A 17,055-nucleotide genomic window follows, 5' to 3' on the forward strand; every position below is an offset into this window, starting at 1 on the left:
TACCGCGGGGTGGAGCAGCCCGGTAGCTCGTCAGGCTCATAACCTGAAGGTCGTCAGTTCAAATCTGGCCCCCGCAACCAAACATCCCAAAAACAACTCAAGCCCGCCGCGATAAACGCTGCGGGCTTTCTGCGTTCGAAGACGCGGAAGAACGCCACAAAAGACCCGCCTCAGATGAGCGGTGTCGTCCCTCGCTCCTCACCTCTTCGACCAGCCGGCAGGCGCCCAGCTGCTGATCGATGAAGCGATGATGTGAAGCCATTTCCTACTGCCGGAAATAGACGACCATCTTGAGGTGCCGGTACTCGTCTACAGTCAGCATCTCGTGCAGGAAGCCGAGCTCGGTGCCGTCTGAATCCAGGATGGCCCCGATGCCCCGAGCGTAGCTCTCCAAGCTCGGTTGCTCGAGCCATCGGCGGAAATCCGGGGACAGCGTCTTCAGCTCATCCACCAGCGCCAACATCGCCGGATCGTCTGGAACCGCGGCCAGATCACCGCGAAATTGCGCGAGAAGCTTCGGCGCTTCCTCGCACCACTGGGGAAGGCGTTGGCGGAACGCCGGATCGGCAAAGACCAGGCGCATGACATTGCGGTCCCGTTGCTCGCGATCTGCGAAGCCGAATACATCGTTCGCGGTCGCATTCCAGGCAACGACATCCCAACGCAAGTTGGCGACATAGGCGGGTCGCGTCACGAGATCATCCAGCAAATTCTGGATGAGCGGGCTGACGGATGGCCATTGATAGGCTTCAGGTGGCGGAGGTCGTCTGTGCGCCAGCAGGAACAGATGGCTGCACTCGGCATCGTCCAGTTTCAGGGCTTTCGCCACCTTGAGCAGAAAGCCTTCCGAGACCTGGATGTCTCGACCCTGCTCAAACCATGTGTACCAGGTCAGGCCGACGCCCGCGAGTGCCGCCAGCTCCTCTCGCCGGAGCCCCGGCGTGCGACGCTGGCCGGTTGAGGGCAGGCCCGCATCGACTGGCGTGAGCTTCTTTCTGCGACGCATCAGGAAACCCGAGAGGTCGGTTCGCGTGCGCGCAAAGGTACGACCGGACAAGACCATTACCTCTAGTAACAGGATAATTTCTTATATTGTAACAGGATGACCGTGCCTCGAAAGTCCCGCCGCGACAAGGAGGCAGCATGACTTCTCAGGACGAACCCGATCTTCCCCTTTCCAGAACGACGACAGAAGGCACCGCCTCACCGCCTGGAACAGCTGGGGCACGCGAATGGCTCGGGCTGGCGCTTTTGGCCTTGCCGACGATCCTGCTCGGTCTGGACCTGACGCTGCTTCACCTGGCGCTTCCGGCACTTGCCGCCGATCTGCAACCGAGCAGCGTGCAAGCGCTCTGGATCATGGATGCCTACGGCTTCATGATCGCGGGTTTCCTGATCACCATGGGGACGCTCGGCGATCGTATCGGCCGCCGCAAGCTTCTGATGATGGGGGCGGCTGCCTTCGCCGTCGCCTCGGCGCTCGCCGCCTTCTCCACAAGTGCCGTGATGCTGATCGCGGCCCGGGCAGTGCTCGGAGTAGCCGCCGCAACGCTGATGCCGTCGACGCTGGCGCTCATCACGAACATGTTCGCCGATCCAAGGCAGCGCGCTCTTGGCTTTGGAATTTGGACGACCATGTTCGCGCTCGGCATGGCGCTTGGACCGGTCGTGGGCGGCGTACTGCTGGAGCATTTCTGGTGGGGTGCAGCCTTTCTCATAGCCGTGCCCGTTGTCGGCCTGCTGCTTTTGCTGGCGCCTGTCCTTCTGCCCGAGTATCGCGCATCACATGTCGGCAGGCTGGACCTTGCGAGCGTCGGCCTTTCGCTCGCCGCCATGCTGCCTTCGGTCTATGGCATCAAGCAGGTCGCCAAGGATGGCTTCGGACTTCATCCGGTCGGCGCCATTGCGGTGGGACTTGCCTTCGCCACGCTGTTCGTGCGCCGGCAGCAGCGCCTCGCCGACCCGCTGCTCGACATGTCGCTGTTTGCCAACAGAGCTTTCAGCGTGGCGTTGATCGTGCTCCTCTTTGGCCTCGTCGCGGTCGGCGGCACGATGCTGCTGGTCACGCAATATCTGCAGCTCGTGGCCGGATTTTCTCCACTTGTCGCGGGTCTCTGGATGGGGCCGCCCGCGCTTGCCATGGTCGCGGCCGGCGTCACAGCACCGCTGATTGCCCGGCGCATTCGCCCCGGCTTCGTGGTGGCCGGAGCGCTGGGGTTGTCGGTGGCGGGCTATCTGCTGCTGACCCAACTGGATAACAGCGCGTCCGGCGTGGCCATTGTCGTCGCCGGCTTCTCGTTGGCCTATCTCGGGCTTGGCACGATCGCTGCGCTGGGTACGGACCTCGTGGTTGGATCGGCCCCCGCCGACAAGGCAGGCTCGGCATCGGCGATGTCCGAGACGGTGCAGGACCTCGGCGTATCGCTCGGCATTGCAGTGCTTGGCAGCCTCGCCACCGCCATCTATCGCCGAGCCATGCTCGACCGCATGCCTGATCATCTCGGTCATCAAGCGCAAGAGGCCGTTGGAGACAGCTTGTGGGCGGCATCCTCGGTTGCGTCGCAGCTGCCTGTCGGCCTGATGGAAGAGGCGCAGGCTGCGTTCATAGCAGGGTTCAGCACCGCGGCCATGTTCAGTGCCGTGAGCGTTTCACTCCTCGCCATCCTCGCTGCCGTCTCGCTGCGGCATATTGGCGTCATTCACGGTAGCGAGCCGCCCCGGTGAAGCGGGTGGAGCCTTTCGGGACGGTCCGGCGCTGAAGGGCCACATCACCCACCCCGAGGCGATCCGGGATCAGGCGAGAGCCGGCGCCGACCGCGTGCGGACCCCGCTGGAACGTTCAGGGCAGAAGGTCGTCATGCCTCGCTGGTTCGCATATTCGCGAAAACCGGCCAGAGCGCGAATGCAGCCCGCAGCGACRATTATCCCGCGGTCACCTCGGGGCGCCGCCCCAACGCGTCGAGGTTACGGGAAGCCAGATGCGCATCATGGCATCGAAAGGGGATCTGCTCAGGCCCCTTGCCGCAGGACCCGGCGCAAAAATCGACCACGCTCGACGTGGCCGGTTCTGTTTTGAAATGGCGGACAGGGCGTCCGCCATACCTGTATCCTTATCTCACCACATATGTCTCGAACTGCGTTGAAAAATAACAATTATTTTGACATCCCTCCCCTTTCCTATCCTATGCTGTCCAACGCAATCGCCGCGCATTGTTAGGGTAATTATTGGGGTAGGATGATGGCAGGGAGGCAGATAAACCGATTGTCGGCGCGCAAGGTCGAGACCATCGAGAAGCCCGGTCGCCACGCCGATGGGGGCGGCCTCTATCTCGTCGTCGACAAGTCGGGTGCTCGGCGTTGGGTGTACCTGTTTCGCCGGGCGGGCAGGCTGCGTGAGATGGGCCTGGGCTCGTCCCGGGGGGTATCCCTGGCGCGGGCCCGAGAACTAGCAGCGCAGGCCCGCGCGGCGCAGGCCGCGGGCGAGGACCCGCTTGAGAAGCGTTCCCTCGAGCGGGCTGTTCCGAACTTCGGCGCGATGGCCGACGACGTCGTCACCGCCCTGTCGCCAGCCTGGAAAAATGCCAAGCATCGCGCCCAATGGCTGATGACGCTCACCACCTATGCGGCCGCAATCCGGGCGACGCCCATCGACAAGGTCGACACTGCAGCCGTGCTGAAGGTGCTGCAGCCGATCTGGGTCGAGAAGCCCGAGACCGCGAGCCGCCTGCGGGGCCGCATCGAGAAGGTGCTAGACGCGGCGAAGGCCAAGGGCTTTCGGTCAGGCGAGAACCCGGCACGCTGGCGCGGCCATCTCGATCACCTCCTGCCAAAGCGGCAGGTTCTGAGCCGTGGCCATCATGCCGCGATGCCTATCGATGAAACGCCGGCGTTCCTCGCGGATGTGCGCAAGCGCGATACCGTTGCCGCCTGGGCGCTTGAATTCTGCATCCTGACTGCCGCCCGATCGGGTGAGGTCCTTGGTGCGACCTGGGATGAGATCGATGTCGCCGGGCGGATCTGGATTGTGCCAAGGGAGCGCATGAAGGCCAGCCGGGAGCATCGTGTTCCGCTGTCCGGAAGCGCGATTGCGGTTCTTGAACGGGCGGCCGCGCTGCGAAGCGAACTGAGCCCATTCGTGTTTCCCGGCCAGAAGGCTGGCCGGCCGCTCAGTGTCATGGCGATGGAGATGCTTTTGAGGCGGATGAAGCGCGACGACGTGACGGTGCACGGCTTCCGCTCGACGTTCCGTGACTGGGCATCGGAGCGCACCAGCTTTTCCCACGAGGTCTGCGAGATGGCGCTAGCGCACGCGGTGTTGAACCGGATTGAAGCAGCCTATCGGCGAGGCGACTTACTCGAACGGCGCCGGGAACTGATGGACGCCTGGGCGAGTTTTCTAACGATAGCATCGCCTCCCGCCGTTCCGCTTGGAGCGGTTCGATGACGCAATCTTTTCCAATTCCGCACGGCTACATTGAGCTCGGAAGAGCATTTGCTATAGCCTTTGCGGGGCTGGAGACGGCGCAGGCTATCAGAACCGAGAGCGACCTTGGCAAGGTTCGCATCGCCCCGGGCCTGTATGGCCCCGACCCTCAAGCGGTGATCATGGAGGATCAAGCGAGAGAGCGGGTGGAGCAAAGAATACGAGAGGCTCTTCGATCCCAGGCTCTGCGGGCCTTTGCGTACAACCCTGCGGGATCAGAGTGGGGCGAGATCTATGATCGTGAATGCTGGAGAGGGCGAAGTTTCTTCCCCGGGCTCGAAACGCACATCGATCCGATGATAAGCGCCGGACCGAACGTCGGAAGGAGCCCGATCTTCCTAGAGGTTAGCGAATTCCAACACTGGCTCGCCGGCGTGGTCAAGAAGCACGCAAGCGTCGGCATTCGGACGGGCAAGAAAGGCAGGCCCAACGTCGTCGAGCTCTTTCGTGAAGAATTCACGCGCCGCCGCGGCGGGGGCCAGACCGAGGGATCGCTTACAGACGAGGTCCGCGCGCTGCTCGAGTGGTTCTCGCTGAAGCACCCGCTCGCAAAGCAACCGCAAGAGAAGACGATCCGGGCCGCGATCCGCCCATTTTATCGCTGATTTTATCGCCGCGAGAATGCGTCACCGTGCACCGCAGTCCAATGTGGAGCAGGGCAATGCCGAGCGGATCAAACATCAGGCCTGACAGTGTCGGGCTATTCCCGCGGGCCCAGTGGCCCTCGACCGGTTTCGTGACGGTTAATCAGATTCTTGGAAAAACAGGCGGCCCCATCCCGGTCTCCGCAAGCCGCTGGTGGGCGGGCGTCCGAGCGGGAGAGTTCCCAAAGCCGGTTAGGCTGGGGGGACGAACAGTTTGGTGCGTTCAAGACATTAACGACTTGATCGCACGGGTCGGTGGTGCCCCTGCTCACAACTCTTCGAAGCCCGCATGGAAGTAAAGAACGCCGCCGCAGGGGGAATGCGACGGCGCGGTATCATGAGTTCGGCAGCTATATTGATACCACTGACGCGGCAACCCGCCTAGCGCGGCTCTCCTGTGAGGAGGGCCTCATGATATTTCAATTGTACACCCCACGGATCGCTCGCCTGCGGCGTCCCAAACTATCGGCCACCCCGCGGCGATCGCCATGAACCCGCGGCGCAAGGGAAACGCTGGCACCCGGATCTCCTTCACCGTGTTCGTATCCCCGGGAAGGCTGTCGAAGGAGTACCGGCTGCAAGCCGATGGCGGCGTCGAGAAGGTGTCGGGAACACAGTTCGCGCAGGGCAACTATCGCGTCGTTTCCGTCGACGCGAGCGACCCTCGCAGCGCGCTGGTACTGATCGGCTCAACAATTGATGGGCTCTCCTCGCAGGAGGCTATCGGACTTGGCGTGCCAACGAACGGCACCACGACGGGACGCATTACGACGAAGGAGCGGTTTGCCCCGGGCTCGGACGCCATTCCCCGAGCGCTGTCGCACTTCGGCTGGCCCCAAGTTCCTGGCCTGCTCCTGCTCGATGGCGACGACATTGACGGGCTCTATGAGTTGCTGCGCGAGCTTTTCCCGCCCTTCGCTAACATTGCCTTTCTGAGCCGCCCGTCCGCTTCCGCGTCGGTTATCGACCCGTCGAGCGGCAAAGCGTTGAAGCGCGGTGAGCACGGGTACGTCCTGGTCGACGAGCCTTCGAAATCCAAGGAGTGCCTCGAGGCCCTGATGCGCCTGGCCTGGTGTTGTGGCACTGGAAACTCGGCTGGTCGGCTGCAACTCTCGAAAAGCGGCTCCGTCCTCTTGCGTGGACCCGTCGACGCCTCCGTCGGTTCGCCGGAGCGCTTGTCGTACGAGGGTGCCGCCGTCGTCGGTCCCGGGCTCGAGACGCTGCCGCGAAAAGCCAAGGTCCTGGGCGGCAACGGGATCTTGATGGCGGCTGAACTCATCGAATTCGCCGACCGAGTCGCGCCTGCGTCGTTGTTCGCCGGACGCTGGCAAAGTGCAGCCGACAATCCGGAATTCCGCATTCAGCGTGACGAGGTTCGGGCGAAGTACAGAGCCGAGCATGTCAAGGCGGCGGTGGCTCGAGGCACACCACGACAGAAGGCAGAGGCGGACTACGACCGCGTGACTGCCATGGGGGTCAGCAGCGTCGGGAGATGGTCGTTCGTGCCCCTGACACCCGATCACAGGCTCTGGCGGCCCGACGGCCGTGCTTTCACCGTGGCGGACATCCAAAAAAACCCGGYGGCKTTTCACGATACCGAATGCGCCGATCCCGTAGAGGGGCTCGATTATCAGTCGCGGAACTGCGCCAWCATCTACACCGACGGCTCGGATATAAAGATCTACTCGCGCGCCCATGGAGATGCGTTTGCCTACGTCGCGCCGCTGGATGTCAGCGAGTTGTGGGAGGCAGTTCTTGCCAGGCTTGGCGAGGCCCACCAGTCCGACCCGCCAAACAGCGATCCAACACAATCTGAGGACACGGCCGCAGCGGATGATGAGGTGTGGGATCCGTGGCGCGATCCGCCGGCGCCGCGTCTTGACCATTCTCTTCTACCGCGAGCTGTGCGTGAAGCGGCCGCCGTGAGCGCGCGGGTGAGCGGAGCCGACGCCGACGCCTTCGCGGTGGGCTACCTGGTCGGTTTGGCGGCTTGTTGCGACACGCGGCTAGGTATTACGCCCAAGCAGCATGCGCGGGACTGGACGGTGCCGCTGCTCCTATGGGTGCTCCTTGTGGCACCGCCTTCGTCGATGAAGACTGCGGTCATCAGTGCCGCCCGCGCCCTCCCGGCGAGCCTCGACGCCCAGGATCGGTCCCGGCACAGCAATGAGGTCGCTACCGCAGGGCTCCCGATCGCCCTGAGTATGGCGAAAATGACGAAGGCCGACGCAAAACGAGCCGAAGCAGAAGCCATAAGGAAGATTGCGCCGCCGCGGCAACGCGCCGTTGGCGATGTGACGACTGAGAAATACGTGGAAATCCTCGGCGCAAATCCTGGCGGTTGCGCCATGTTTCGAGACGAGATGTCGGGTTTTCTGGGCTCGCTCGGGCGCTACAGTCCAAACGGTTCAGACGGGGCTGACCGCGCCTTTTACTGCAACCTGCGCGACGGCTCGCCCTACGATCGTCAGCGCATCACCAAACCAAGTGTCCACCTTGATCATTGCGCGGGCAGCTTCCTCGGCGCCGTCCAGCCCGACCGGTTGCTCGACATGAAGCTTCCGACGTCGGACGGCCTCCTGCAGCGCTTCCTGCCGGTACTCATGCACGAAGCAAGCAGCTACGAGGATATCGACTACGCCGGCGACGCGAAGGTAATCCTACAGCCGGTGCGCGACGCACTGGCGGCCATCGCCCCCATTCTTCAACAGGACCCCTTTGGCCACACGGTGGCCACGCCCTACAAGCTCACGCCCGAGGGCTCGAACCGCTACAAGAAATTCGCCGACGATATGCGGCTGGCGGCGCGTGCGCAGCAGCCGTCGCGAGAGTTTGCGGAGTGCCTCAACAAGATGGGGCCAATGTGGTTGAGCCTCGCCCTTCTGTTCCATTTCGTCGACTCTAGGGAAATGGGCGCTTCGACACCGGCAGAGTGCGTGCCGCTTGAGGTGGTATTACGCGTCGACGCGATCATGCGAGGGTTCTTCATCCCCCATGCGGAGCTGTTCTATGTGATGCTCGACGTGGGTACCAAACACCGTCATCGCTCTATTGCGACCGCCATCCTGCGCTGCCAAAAGGACCAGATCGTGCTGCGAGACGTGGCCCGCCACTGCCGCGCGCTGCAGGGCAAGCCGCGTGACGAGCAGATCAAGCTCATGCAGAGGTTCGAAACCGGCGGCTGGTTGACGCGCACCGACCGCAATGGGCCCGTCCCGCGCTGGGTGAGGGCGCCCGGTCTTGCCGACCGTTTTGCGGCGGACCTGGAGCGCGAAGAGGCCGCACGCAAGGCCGTGACGGCGGCTATCAGCGGGGGCGGCGCCTCAGCGTAGTAATTTCGGCGCTCACCTTACAGTCGGGCAAGAAAATCAGCGCCGGCTTAGGGGCAGCCTCGTACGTTTGTCATCGTTGTCTTCTTACGCGCGCGGGGCGCGATAGAGTTGGTTTTAAAAAAGAGAGAAGAAGAATTCTGTATCCGTGCCCGCGAGAAGACATTGATGACAATTCCGTCGGTAGCCCCCCGGTGGGGAGGGGGCGGCGGCGGCGACACACGGGTGGCCTGAAGGTTTCCAAGCGCCCCCGCCCGAAGGCGGGTTGCGAAGGTTGTGGCGAGCACCTTCTGGGCTGCCGGCGTTGCCTGCGGACCCGTAAAAAACCTCCGCGTGATTGATGCCAAAACTGGTCGGCGCCAGCTGCTGAAATTCGATTTTTTCTGGGGCGGCGCCAGGGAGTTCCTGTTAAAATCGTGCTCCGTTCGCGCGCGTCGCGCGCAGGCGCGGGAGAGCACACCATGCAGCGAAGGAACCTGCTCAACGCCCGGGATCGCCTCGGCTCTACGGTCATCGAACTCGTCGCCGCCGACGTGGCGGAACACGGCCCGGAGGTGATCGCGCAGTTGCGGCTCAAGAACGTTGCCGCCTACGCCCGCCTGGTCAGCGACCTCGTGCACTTCAGGAAGTTGGCGAGTAAGCGGAACACGCAGACCAGACGGAGGCCGCGTTCGCTCCGAATGCGGGATCTCCTCGGGGCGATGGACGATCGGCCCATCGACGTGGACAATATTCTTTTGCCGGAGAAGTATCGGCAGCGCTGGCTCCGAGGTATGGAGGCCCTCAGGCCGAGAATCCCGGAGGACCTGACGCCCGCCGAACTCGCCGACGCCTGGGGAGCCGATCTGGCGGCCTGGTACGAGCAGAACATACGCCAACTGGGCTAGCTATCCGAAGGTTCGAAAGGCGGCGCGATCGGCCCAGAATGTCATCTGCGTTGGGGCAAATGCTGGGATGCGGAACATCTTATCGGATTTTCAAATGTAATTTCAAATACTTGCAGATCACGTTCGGCGGACCATCCCTCCGCCTAGGCTACGCGTCGGGTCGAACTGGTTCCGGGCGGGAAATTTCGAACCCTCCTCTCCAGGGGCAAGCCAGATGCACCTCGTCAGCGGGCCAGCGCCGGACAGAAGCGATCGTCGAGCGCCGTTGAGAGTGCATAAAGGAGCGACGGTACACGAAGTTGGATGGCAGCTTCTCGGTGACCGGGGTCTTGCCTTGTGTCACATAAGTCCCTTAACCCGAGCAGCCATTGGGAGCCCAGCTCGGCCTGCCGATTCGCGCACTTATTGGGGCTAACCCTTCATGGTCCGATACGCATTTAATGTAGCCAAATGCGGCAAATCAAATTAGTATTTTATGCGCCCAAGGTCGCCGCGGGCCTCGGGAGATAAATTTGTGACACTGGTGATTACTAACTGTACCAATCGCAAGCGCAAACCGGTCTCGGATAGTCTCCACATTTCCTCGCTGCCGCACGCCGGTATCGCCCTACTCGCCGCCGATTGGGGGCATCGTCTTAAGGCCGAATCCGAGCGCTTTCCGGCGTCAGATATTTATGGCGGACGCGGTTACCAGGAGGCTGCTGCGGCTGCGCGTGCGCTCGATGCGCGCATGCTCATCGTCTCGGCGGGCCTCGGTCTGATCAATGCGAGCACAGCCGTGCCCCCTTATGCGTGCACGGTGCTAGCAGGCGCGGCCGACAGCGTGCGGGGGCGCGTGACCGGGCCATTCAGTATGAACACTTGGTGGTCGGCTTTGCGCGCGACGTCACCGTTTGCGCAAGCGCTAGATGCGTTGGTCGCTGATCAACCGGGCGCGATCCTCGTGGCGCTGTCGGACGCTTATCTAGACATGCTCGCTGCAGAACTCATCGCGTTGCCCGTTGCTGTGTTGGAGCGGGTACGGATTTTCACTCGCGCACCCGAAGAACGCATCGCCGAGGCGCTTCGGCCCTCCGTCATGCCCTATGATGATCGTCTCGATGGGCCGGACAGCAACATCCGCGGTACGCGCAGTGATTTTGCGTCGCGCGCGCTCCGGCATTTCGTCAGGCTGGGCGTGTCGGCTTCGGCGCGCGAAGACCGGTCGGCGGTGGCGGACTCCATCGCCAATTGGCGGTTGCCCAGCAAAATCGATCGCGTGCGCCATGACGATGACGATTTGCTGGCGCTCATTCACGCGCATTGGGAGGCTGCGGGCGGCAGTTCGTCAAAGCTGCTGCGGGTGTTTCGCGACGATCTCGGTATAGCGTGCGAACAATCGCGATTTGCGGTGCTGGCCCGCCAGGTCCGGGAGGAGCGGGCATGACCGGACGCGATACTCTTAAGATCCGCGCGGTTCGCGCAGAGCAGGGCGGTGGGATCGGGATCTTCGCTTTCTTCCTCTATGGCGCCGACATCAATCGCATTGCTGATATCAGCCGCATCCGGCGCGATGACCACGAACTGAAAGGCTTCCAGCGCCGCGAGATCCGCGACCATGTGAAAGAGATCATCGCCTTCCTCGACAGCGGACCAGTGCTCTTTCCCAATGCTATCATACTGGCGCTATCGCCCGAGGTCGAGTTCGCACGATCGCGCGGCCGTGCGCCCGACAAAGCGTGTGAGGTGGGCGAAACCGGCACGCTCTCGATCCCGATCTACCCTGAAGGGCGCCGAGCCGCCTGGATCGTCGACGGGCAGCAACGCTCGCTGGCACTAGGCGCCGCCAAGGACCCGACGATCGCGGTGCCGGTGATCGGGTTCGTGTCGGACGCGCTTTCGACCCAGCGCGAGCRATTCATCCTCGTCAACAAGGTGAGGCCGCTTCCGACTGCGCTCATCAACGAACTGTTGCCCGAGGTGAGTGTCCTTTTGCCGCGCGATCTGGCCGCGAAACAGCTACCTAGCGCGCTTTGCGAGGCGCTTAACACTGATCCCAACTCTCCCTTCCACGGCTTCATCAAACGCGAATCCGATCGCGCCGGAATCGTGACCGATACCGCGCTCATCGAGACGATGAAGGCGAGCCTCAAGACCGCGGCAGGTGCACTCGGTCAGTTCAGACAGAATGGATCGGGTAACGACACCGAAGCGATGTACGACGCACTCATTCTCTATTGGGGCGCAGTCAGGGACATCTTTCCCGACGCCTGGGGACGCGCCCCGACCGAAAGCCGACTCATGCACTCGGCCGGCATCCGTGCGATGGGCGCGCTCATGGATACGCTGATGCTGCGGGCGGACGCCGCCGCCGACAAAGGCGCGGCGGTGCGCGAGATGCTCCGCCGCTTGGCGCCGCACTGTCGTTGGACCAGCGGTAACTGGGAGGGCCTCGGGCTCGAATGGAACGCCATCCAATCCACCTCGCAGCATATCACCAAGCTGACCGACCATCTGTTGCATCTCGAGCGAGACCTAGCGAGGGCGGCGTCATGAAGTTCATCTTCGCCGACAGCCTCGACTATGTGGACCCAGCGTTCGACTTCATCGCTGATCGCAGCCCGGCCGACCGCCAGCCCTATTGGGACGACGCCTATCCCCACGAGATCCTGGGGTACGCGCCTTATGATGGCATGCTTGTCTCGCGCGGAATCGTGGGCGACCACCGGGTGAAGGGCAAATATACCGCAAGCCAGGCGCGCCGGTTCGGGCTCGTTGGGGTCCGCAAGTTCCTGCGACTCGACAAGCCTGAGTTCGCGCATCTCGACATATTCGGCGACTGTGGTGCGTTCACCTATGTTCAGGAGGAGCGTCCGCCCTACACGCCTGCGGAAATGGCCGAATTCTATGATGAATGCGGCTTCACCCATGGCTGCTCGGTCGACCACATCATCTTCGATTTCGATTCCGGCCTGAGTGGTATGGAAGGGGGGACGCAGGATGCACGCCACCGCTTCGATATCACGCTCGAAAATGCCAATGGCTTTCGCCGCGAGGCTCTGGCGATGGGCGCGAAGTTCACCCCCTTGGGTGTTGTGCAAGGCTGGTCGCCGGGGAGCATGGCTGAGGCCGCAAGACAACTCGTCGCGATGGGCTATGACTATCTCGCGCTTGGCGGCATGGTCCCGCTGAAATCACCCGAGATCAAGCTCTGCTTGGAAGCCATTCGCGAAGCGGTGCCGGCGAGGACCCAGCTTCATATCCTCGGCTTTGCCAAGGCCGACGATATCGACAGCTTTCACAGTTATGACATTGCGAGCTTCGACACCACCTCACCGTTGATCCGTGCGTTCAAGGACGCCAAGCAGAATTACTACTTGCCCGGCGACGGCCTCAGCCTGCGATACTACACCTCGATCCGTGTCCCCCAGGCGATCGAGAATCCCAAGCTTCAGCGTAGCGTGAAGAAAGGCATGTTCCGAGCCGAGGATTTGGTTCGGATGGAAGCGCTTGCCCTTGCGTCGCTGCGCGCCTTCGACCGCGGCGAGGCCGACCTCGAAGAGACGCTCCACAATGTTTTGGTATACAGCGCGCCCTTGTTTGAGGAGCGCCCCTATGAGGACTGCGGCGACAGCATTACGCTCGCGCGGCTTAAAGAGCGCTACCGCGCCACACTTGCCGCCAGGCCATGGAAGAAATGCGCGTGCGCGATCTGCTGCGATGCCTCGGTCGAGGTCATCATCTTTCGCGGGAGCAACCGCAACAAGCGCCGCGGGATCCACAACCTCGCGATCTACAAGAACCATATCGAACGACTGGATTTGAAGCGTGCCGTTATCTGAACCCATGATCTTCAACGCCGTTTGCGCGCGGCAGAGCCATGAGCATGTAGTGCTCAGCTTCGCGACCAAGGCCGCCGATGTACTTCGCTTTGCGACGATCGATCGGATAGGCCGCGACGCGCAAGGCGAACTCAGCGGATTCCAGCGGCCGCAGGTCGCAGCGCACATTCGTGAGATCCGCGACTATCTCGAAAAGCCCAATGCGGTGCTTCCCAATCCGATCGTCGTCGCCTTCACCGACCGGGTCTCGGTCGAGCAACTCGAGGGCGGCATTGCCCGCCTTGCCATCGACATGACGGGCGGCGCCCCCGGACTGGTCGTGGACGGCCAGCAACGCTTGTCGGCGCTTGCCGAGGTTGACCGTGATTTTCAGGTGTTCGTATCGGCGCTGATCTGCCGCGACAGAGACGAATTACGTCGGCAGTTCGTACTCATCAACAACTCCAAGCCGCTGCCCAAGTCGCTCATCTACGAGTTGCTGCCTACGGTCGATGACTTGCCGCCGCGGCTGAGCCGCCGTTCGACAGCTGCCGACATCACGGCGCGCCTCAATTACGAGAACACCGCGCTCAAGGGCTACATCAAGCAACATACCGCGCCCGAGGGCATGATCGCCGACACCGTGATGCAGAAGGTCATCATGGAGTCGCTGACCAACGGCGTGCTGCGCGAACTTATCCATGGCCCCGTGGGCATCAAGTCTTGCGTACGTCTAGTCTCGAATTTCTTCGAGGCGGTAAAGAAGATCTTCCCTGATGCCTGGCATGGTCAGAATCCCTCGACCTCGCGCTTGCTCCACGGCGCCGGCATCCAAGCGATGGGCGATGTTATGGAAGTGCTCGCCCAGCGCGCCAAGGCGCGGAGCGTCGAGGAATTTCGCGAGGGGCTCGAGTGCCTCAAAGATACGACAGCGTGGACCAGCGGCGAATGGAATTTCAGCGGTGAGGTGCGGCGCTGGAACTCCATTCAGAACGTCAACCGCGACGTCGCTCTTCTCAAACATCATCTCGTGGGGTTGGTGAAGATCGATCAGCGCCAACGTCGTAGGGCCGCGCCTGCACCTCTGTTCGAGCCCAGCGCGGGGTCGGCATGAGTTACGCGGTTAAGGAGATCTTCAAAACCCTCCAGGGCGAAGGCGCGCAGAGTGGGCGCGCCGCAGTCTTCTGCCGCTTTGCCGGTTGTAACCTCTGGTCGGGCCGCGAGGTGGATCGCGCCGGCGCGGTCTGCAGCTTCTGCGACACGGATTTTGTCGGGATGGACGGCGTTGGCGGCGGTCGGTTCAACACCGCTGAGGAACTCGCGGACAGGATCGAGCGCGCCTGGGGCGACGCGCCCTGTCTGCGCTATGTAGTCTTCACCGGCGGCGAGCCGCTACTCCAACTCGACGCCGATCTAACCGCTGCGGCCCGCGCCCGCGGCTTTGAATGCGCGGTCGAGACTAACGGGACGCAGGCGCGTCCGGAGGGTGTCGACTGGCTCTGCGTCAGCCCAAAGGCTGGCGCGCCGATCGCGCTCGACGGCGGCGACGAACTGAAGCTCGTTTATCCGCAGGAGGGGCTCGACCCGGCGGTCTTCGAGGGCCTCGCCTTCCGCCATTTCTTCCTGCAGCCCATGGACGGGCCGGCGCGGCAGGCTAATGTTCAGGCGGCGATAGCGTATTGTCTCGCCCATCCGCGCTGGCGACTTAGCGTGCAGACGCACAAAATGATCGGTATACCTTAATGAGGCCCCACCCATGAGAATCGTTCAGGACTTCAACTTCGAGGCCGCGCATCGGCTGCCCAACGTACCGCCGACCCGTCGTTGCCACCAGATGCATGGCCATTCCTATCGAGTGGAGTTGACGGTTGACGGCCCGGTCGATCCTGCGACCGGCTTAGTGGTTGACCTCTTAGACGTCGAGGCGGTTTTCGGGCCGGTGCTGAAGCGGCTCGACCATCATACGCTCAACGGCGTCGAGGGCCTCGAAAACCCGACCGCCGAGCTGATCTCGATGGGGACCTGGGCCAAAGTAAAGCCCGACTTGCCACAGCTTGCGCAACTCAAGGTCTTCGAGACGCCGCTCTGCGGGTCGGAGTTCGACGGGGCATGAGCGCGGTTTCGAGCGAAGGCTCCCTCATTCTATTCTCGGGCGGTCAGGATTCTGCGACCTGTCTCGCCTGGGCACTCGACCGCTTCGAGCACGTTGAGACGCTCGGTTTCGACTACGGTCAGCGGCATCGGGTCGAGCTTGAGCAGCGGAAGACGCTGCGCGAGGGATTGAAGGCGTTGAACCCGCTTTGGGCCACGCGCCTCGGTGAGGATCACACGCTCGCGATCGCGGCTCTCGGCGAAGTCTCCGACACCGCGCTCACTCGCGAGGTTGAGATCGAGGTGGAGGCGGGCGGCCTGCCAAACACCTTCGTGCCCGGCCGCAACATCGTCTTCCTCACTTTTGCCGCAGCGCTCGCGTGGCGGCGCGGGCTTCGCCACATCGTGGGCGGTATGTGCGAGACCGATTTTTCGGGTTATCCGGACTGCCGCGACGACACGATCAAGGCGCTGCAGGTCGCGCTCAATCTCGGCATGGACCGCCGCTTCGTGCTCGAGACGCCGCTGATGTGGCTCGGCAAGGCTGAGACTTGGGCGCTCGCCGAAGCGCTCGGGGGACGGGGGCTCGTCGACCTTATCGTCGAGGACACTCACACCTGCTATCGCGGCGAACGCGGCGAACGTCACGACTGGGGCTATGGCTGCGGGACGTGCCCCGCATGTGAACTGCGAGCGACCGGGTGGAAAAGCTTCAATGGGGTTGGACATCGGCAAAAATAGCGGCCACCTTTCCGAAGACTTCGATACAGGCGAAGTCCTGATTCGGGTGGAAGGTGTTTGTAAGAGCGCTTGCGGGTGAGCCMGCGTCTTTCGGGATTGGGAAGCAGACTAGCCGGCGTGGCGATCTGTGTACGGTCGAATATTTCGACGTGCCCACTAATCCGCCATTCGTCGTGGAACTGCCAGCCAAAGAGATCGTTGTTACGACGATTCCTGAGCAAACTCGAATCTACCATTTCAATTCCGCCATCGGCGCATGGGAGATTGGTCGTCTTCTCGATGACCATGGCGACACACAGCTTGTTCAATTTCCCAACCAGTCAACCCGGTACCTGAAGGTCATTGATGTCTTTGTCCGCTGGGCGAAGCCGATCCTCGATCCAACCACGTTTCTAGCGAACCAAATCAACGAGAGCCCGCGCTTCTCGGACGGACGCAGCGCATTTACGCGCAGTCAGGTCGCGCAGCGGGCCGCCTCTCTCGGAATGTCAGCATTATTGTCGTCCGCAGTTGAACTTGAAAGTCATCAGATCGAAGTGGTTCGGCGCATCCTGCAGGATCCGATTCAGCGCTACCTTCTCGCGGATGAGGTCGGCCTAGGGAAGACGATCGAGGCTGGGATCCTGATCCGGCAATGCGTTCTCGATTGTGGAGATGATGTTACGATCGTTGTCATCGTGCCCGACGCTCTGGTACTCCAATGGCGCGATGAACTGACCAAGAAGTTCTTGCTCGAACACCTGCTTGATAAAGGTATTTACATCATCCCCGCCGGCGACATCGGCGCCGCCAGCGCCTTGCTCGCCCGAGCCAATATGCTCGTGATCGATGAAGCGCATCATTTGATCGACCGAGAGGCCGATGGCGAGTCTTATCAGGTGATCGCTGCCGCTGCGCCGGCGATCGAACGCGTCCTTCTCCTCTCGGCGACGCCAGTACTCCATAATGAACGACGCTAATCGAGGCGGTCGGCCGCACGCGTGCGCATCTGAGCGAAGTTTACCGTCTGCATCGCCGGATTCTGCGACACAGGCGCCGAAGTGTCTCTGGACTAACCCCGGACCGCGCCGGCGCGATCAT

At 62.4% G+C, this 17,055-nt stretch carries 14 protein-coding genes and 1 tRNA gene; 14 read left to right on the forward strand and 1 reads right to left on the reverse strand.

What is annotated here, in order from left to right; all coding sequences use genetic code 11:
* The first annotated feature begins 3 nt into the window (after positions 1–3).
* Positions 4–80 (forward strand) — tRNA-Met (locus tag AC1D34_RS19590).
* 185 nt (positions 81–265) lie between these two features.
* Here the strand turns inward: AC1D34_RS19590 and AC1D34_RS19595 are convergent.
* Complete coding sequence (locus AC1D34_RS19595) at positions 266–1,063, reverse strand: helix-turn-helix transcriptional regulator (protein WP_476825072.1); 798 nt, start codon at positions 1,061–1,063, stop codon at positions 266–268.
* A gap of 80 nt (positions 1,064–1,143) precedes the next feature.
* Between AC1D34_RS19595 and AC1D34_RS19600 the strand changes: the two genes are divergently transcribed.
* From AC1D34_RS19600 to AC1D34_RS19660, 13 genes are all read left to right on the forward strand, one after another.
* On the forward strand, positions 1,144–2,724 hold the full coding sequence (locus tag AC1D34_RS19600; protein WP_476825073.1) for an MFS transporter: 1,581 nt from the start codon (positions 1,144–1,146) through the stop codon (positions 2,722–2,724).
* A 538-nt stretch (positions 2,725–3,262) separates the two neighbouring features.
* The gene (locus AC1D34_RS19605) at positions 3,263–4,444 is read left to right on the forward strand and encodes a tyrosine-type recombinase/integrase (RefSeq protein WP_476825074.1); all 1,182 of its coding nucleotides are present in this window, start codon (positions 3,263–3,265) and stop codon (positions 4,442–4,444) included.
* On the forward strand, positions 4,441–5,088 hold the full coding sequence (locus AC1D34_RS19610; protein ID WP_476825075.1) for a hypothetical protein: 648 nt from the start codon (positions 4,441–4,443) through the stop codon (positions 5,086–5,088). The genes AC1D34_RS19605 and AC1D34_RS19610 overlap by 4 nt, the downstream gene beginning before the upstream one ends.
* Positions 5,089–5,615: 527 nt before the next feature.
* On the forward strand, positions 5,616–8,459 hold the full coding sequence (locus AC1D34_RS19615) for a DUF3987 domain-containing protein (RefSeq protein WP_476825076.1): 2,844 nt from the start codon (positions 5,616–5,618) through the stop codon (positions 8,457–8,459).
* A gap of 458 nt (positions 8,460–8,917) precedes the next feature.
* Complete coding sequence (locus AC1D34_RS19620) at positions 8,918–9,343, forward strand: hypothetical protein (protein WP_476825077.1); 426 nt, start codon at positions 8,918–8,920, stop codon at positions 9,341–9,343.
* 514 nt (positions 9,344–9,857) lie between these two features.
* On the forward strand, positions 9,858–10,769 hold the full coding sequence (locus AC1D34_RS19625) for a hypothetical protein (protein WP_476825078.1): 912 nt from the start codon (positions 9,858–9,860) through the stop codon (positions 10,767–10,769).
* Positions 10,766–11,878 (forward strand): DGQHR domain-containing protein DpdB, encoded by a 1,113-nt coding sequence (dbpB, locus tag AC1D34_RS19630; RefSeq protein WP_476825079.1) that lies wholly within the window; start codon positions 10,766–10,768, stop codon positions 11,876–11,878. The genes AC1D34_RS19625 and dbpB (AC1D34_RS19630) overlap by 4 nt, the downstream gene beginning before the upstream one ends.
* Entirely contained in the window at positions 11,875–13,164 is a 1,290-nt protein-coding gene (dpdA, locus tag AC1D34_RS19635; RefSeq protein WP_476825080.1) for a tRNA-guanine transglycosylase DpdA, read from the forward strand. The genes dbpB (AC1D34_RS19630) and dpdA overlap by 4 nt, the downstream gene beginning before the upstream one ends.
* Positions 13,151–14,257 (forward strand): DGQHR domain-containing protein DpdB, encoded by a 1,107-nt coding sequence (dbpB, locus tag AC1D34_RS19640; RefSeq protein ID WP_476825081.1) that lies wholly within the window; start codon positions 13,151–13,153, stop codon positions 14,255–14,257. The genes dpdA and dbpB (AC1D34_RS19640) overlap by 14 nt, the downstream gene beginning before the upstream one ends.
* A complete protein-coding gene (gene queE / locus AC1D34_RS19645) occupies positions 14,254–14,886 on the forward strand; it encodes a 7-carboxy-7-deazaguanine synthase (RefSeq protein WP_476825082.1) in 633 nt (210 codons plus the stop codon). Before dbpB (AC1D34_RS19640) ends, queE begins: the two co-directional genes overlap by 4 nt.
* A gap of 13 nt (positions 14,887–14,899) precedes the next feature.
* The gene (locus AC1D34_RS19650) at positions 14,900–15,256 is read left to right on the forward strand and encodes a 6-pyruvoyl trahydropterin synthase family protein (protein ID WP_476825083.1); all 357 of its coding nucleotides are present in this window, start codon (positions 14,900–14,902) and stop codon (positions 15,254–15,256) included.
* Positions 15,253–15,975 (forward strand): 7-cyano-7-deazaguanine synthase QueC, encoded by a 723-nt coding sequence (queC, locus tag AC1D34_RS19655; RefSeq protein ID WP_476825084.1) that lies wholly within the window; start codon positions 15,253–15,255, stop codon positions 15,973–15,975. Before AC1D34_RS19650 ends, queC begins: the two co-directional genes overlap by 4 nt.
* 173 nt (positions 15,976–16,148) lie before the next feature.
* On the forward strand, positions 16,149–16,934 hold the full coding sequence (locus AC1D34_RS19660) for an SNF2-related protein (RefSeq protein ID WP_476825085.1): 786 nt from the start codon (positions 16,149–16,151) through the stop codon (positions 16,932–16,934).
* Positions 16,935–17,055 lie beyond the last annotated feature (121 nt).

It is taken from the genome of Allobosea sp. P1_A7 (genome assembly GCF_056406775.1).

Bases quoted from the DNA above. Each gene is read 5' to 3' on its own strand.
- AC1D34_RS19595 (WP_476825072.1), bottom strand. From the start codon at position 1,063: ATGGTCTTGTCCGGTCGTACCTTTGCGCGCACGCGAACCGACCTCTCG.
- AC1D34_RS19600 (WP_476825073.1), top strand. From the start codon at position 1,144: ATGACTTCTCAGGACGAACCCGATCTTCCCCTTTCCAGAACGACGACA.
- AC1D34_RS19610 (WP_476825075.1), top strand. From the start codon at position 4,441: ATGACGCAATCTTTTCCAATTCCGCACGGCTACATTGAGCTCGGAAGA.
- AC1D34_RS19620 (WP_476825077.1), top strand. From the start codon at position 8,918: ATGCAGCGAAGGAACCTGCTCAACGCCCGGGATCGCCTCGGCTCTACG.
- dpdA (WP_476825080.1), top strand. From the start codon at position 11,875: ATGAAGTTCATCTTCGCCGACAGCCTCGACTATGTGGACCCAGCGTTC.
- queE (WP_476825082.1), top strand. From the start codon at position 14,254: ATGAGTTACGCGGTTAAGGAGATCTTCAAAACCCTCCAGGGCGAAGGC.
- AC1D34_RS19650 (WP_476825083.1), top strand. From the start codon at position 14,900: ATGAGAATCGTTCAGGACTTCAACTTCGAGGCCGCGCATCGGCTGCCC.
- queC (WP_476825084.1), top strand. From the start codon at position 15,253: ATGAGCGCGGTTTCGAGCGAAGGCTCCCTCATTCTATTCTCGGGCGGT.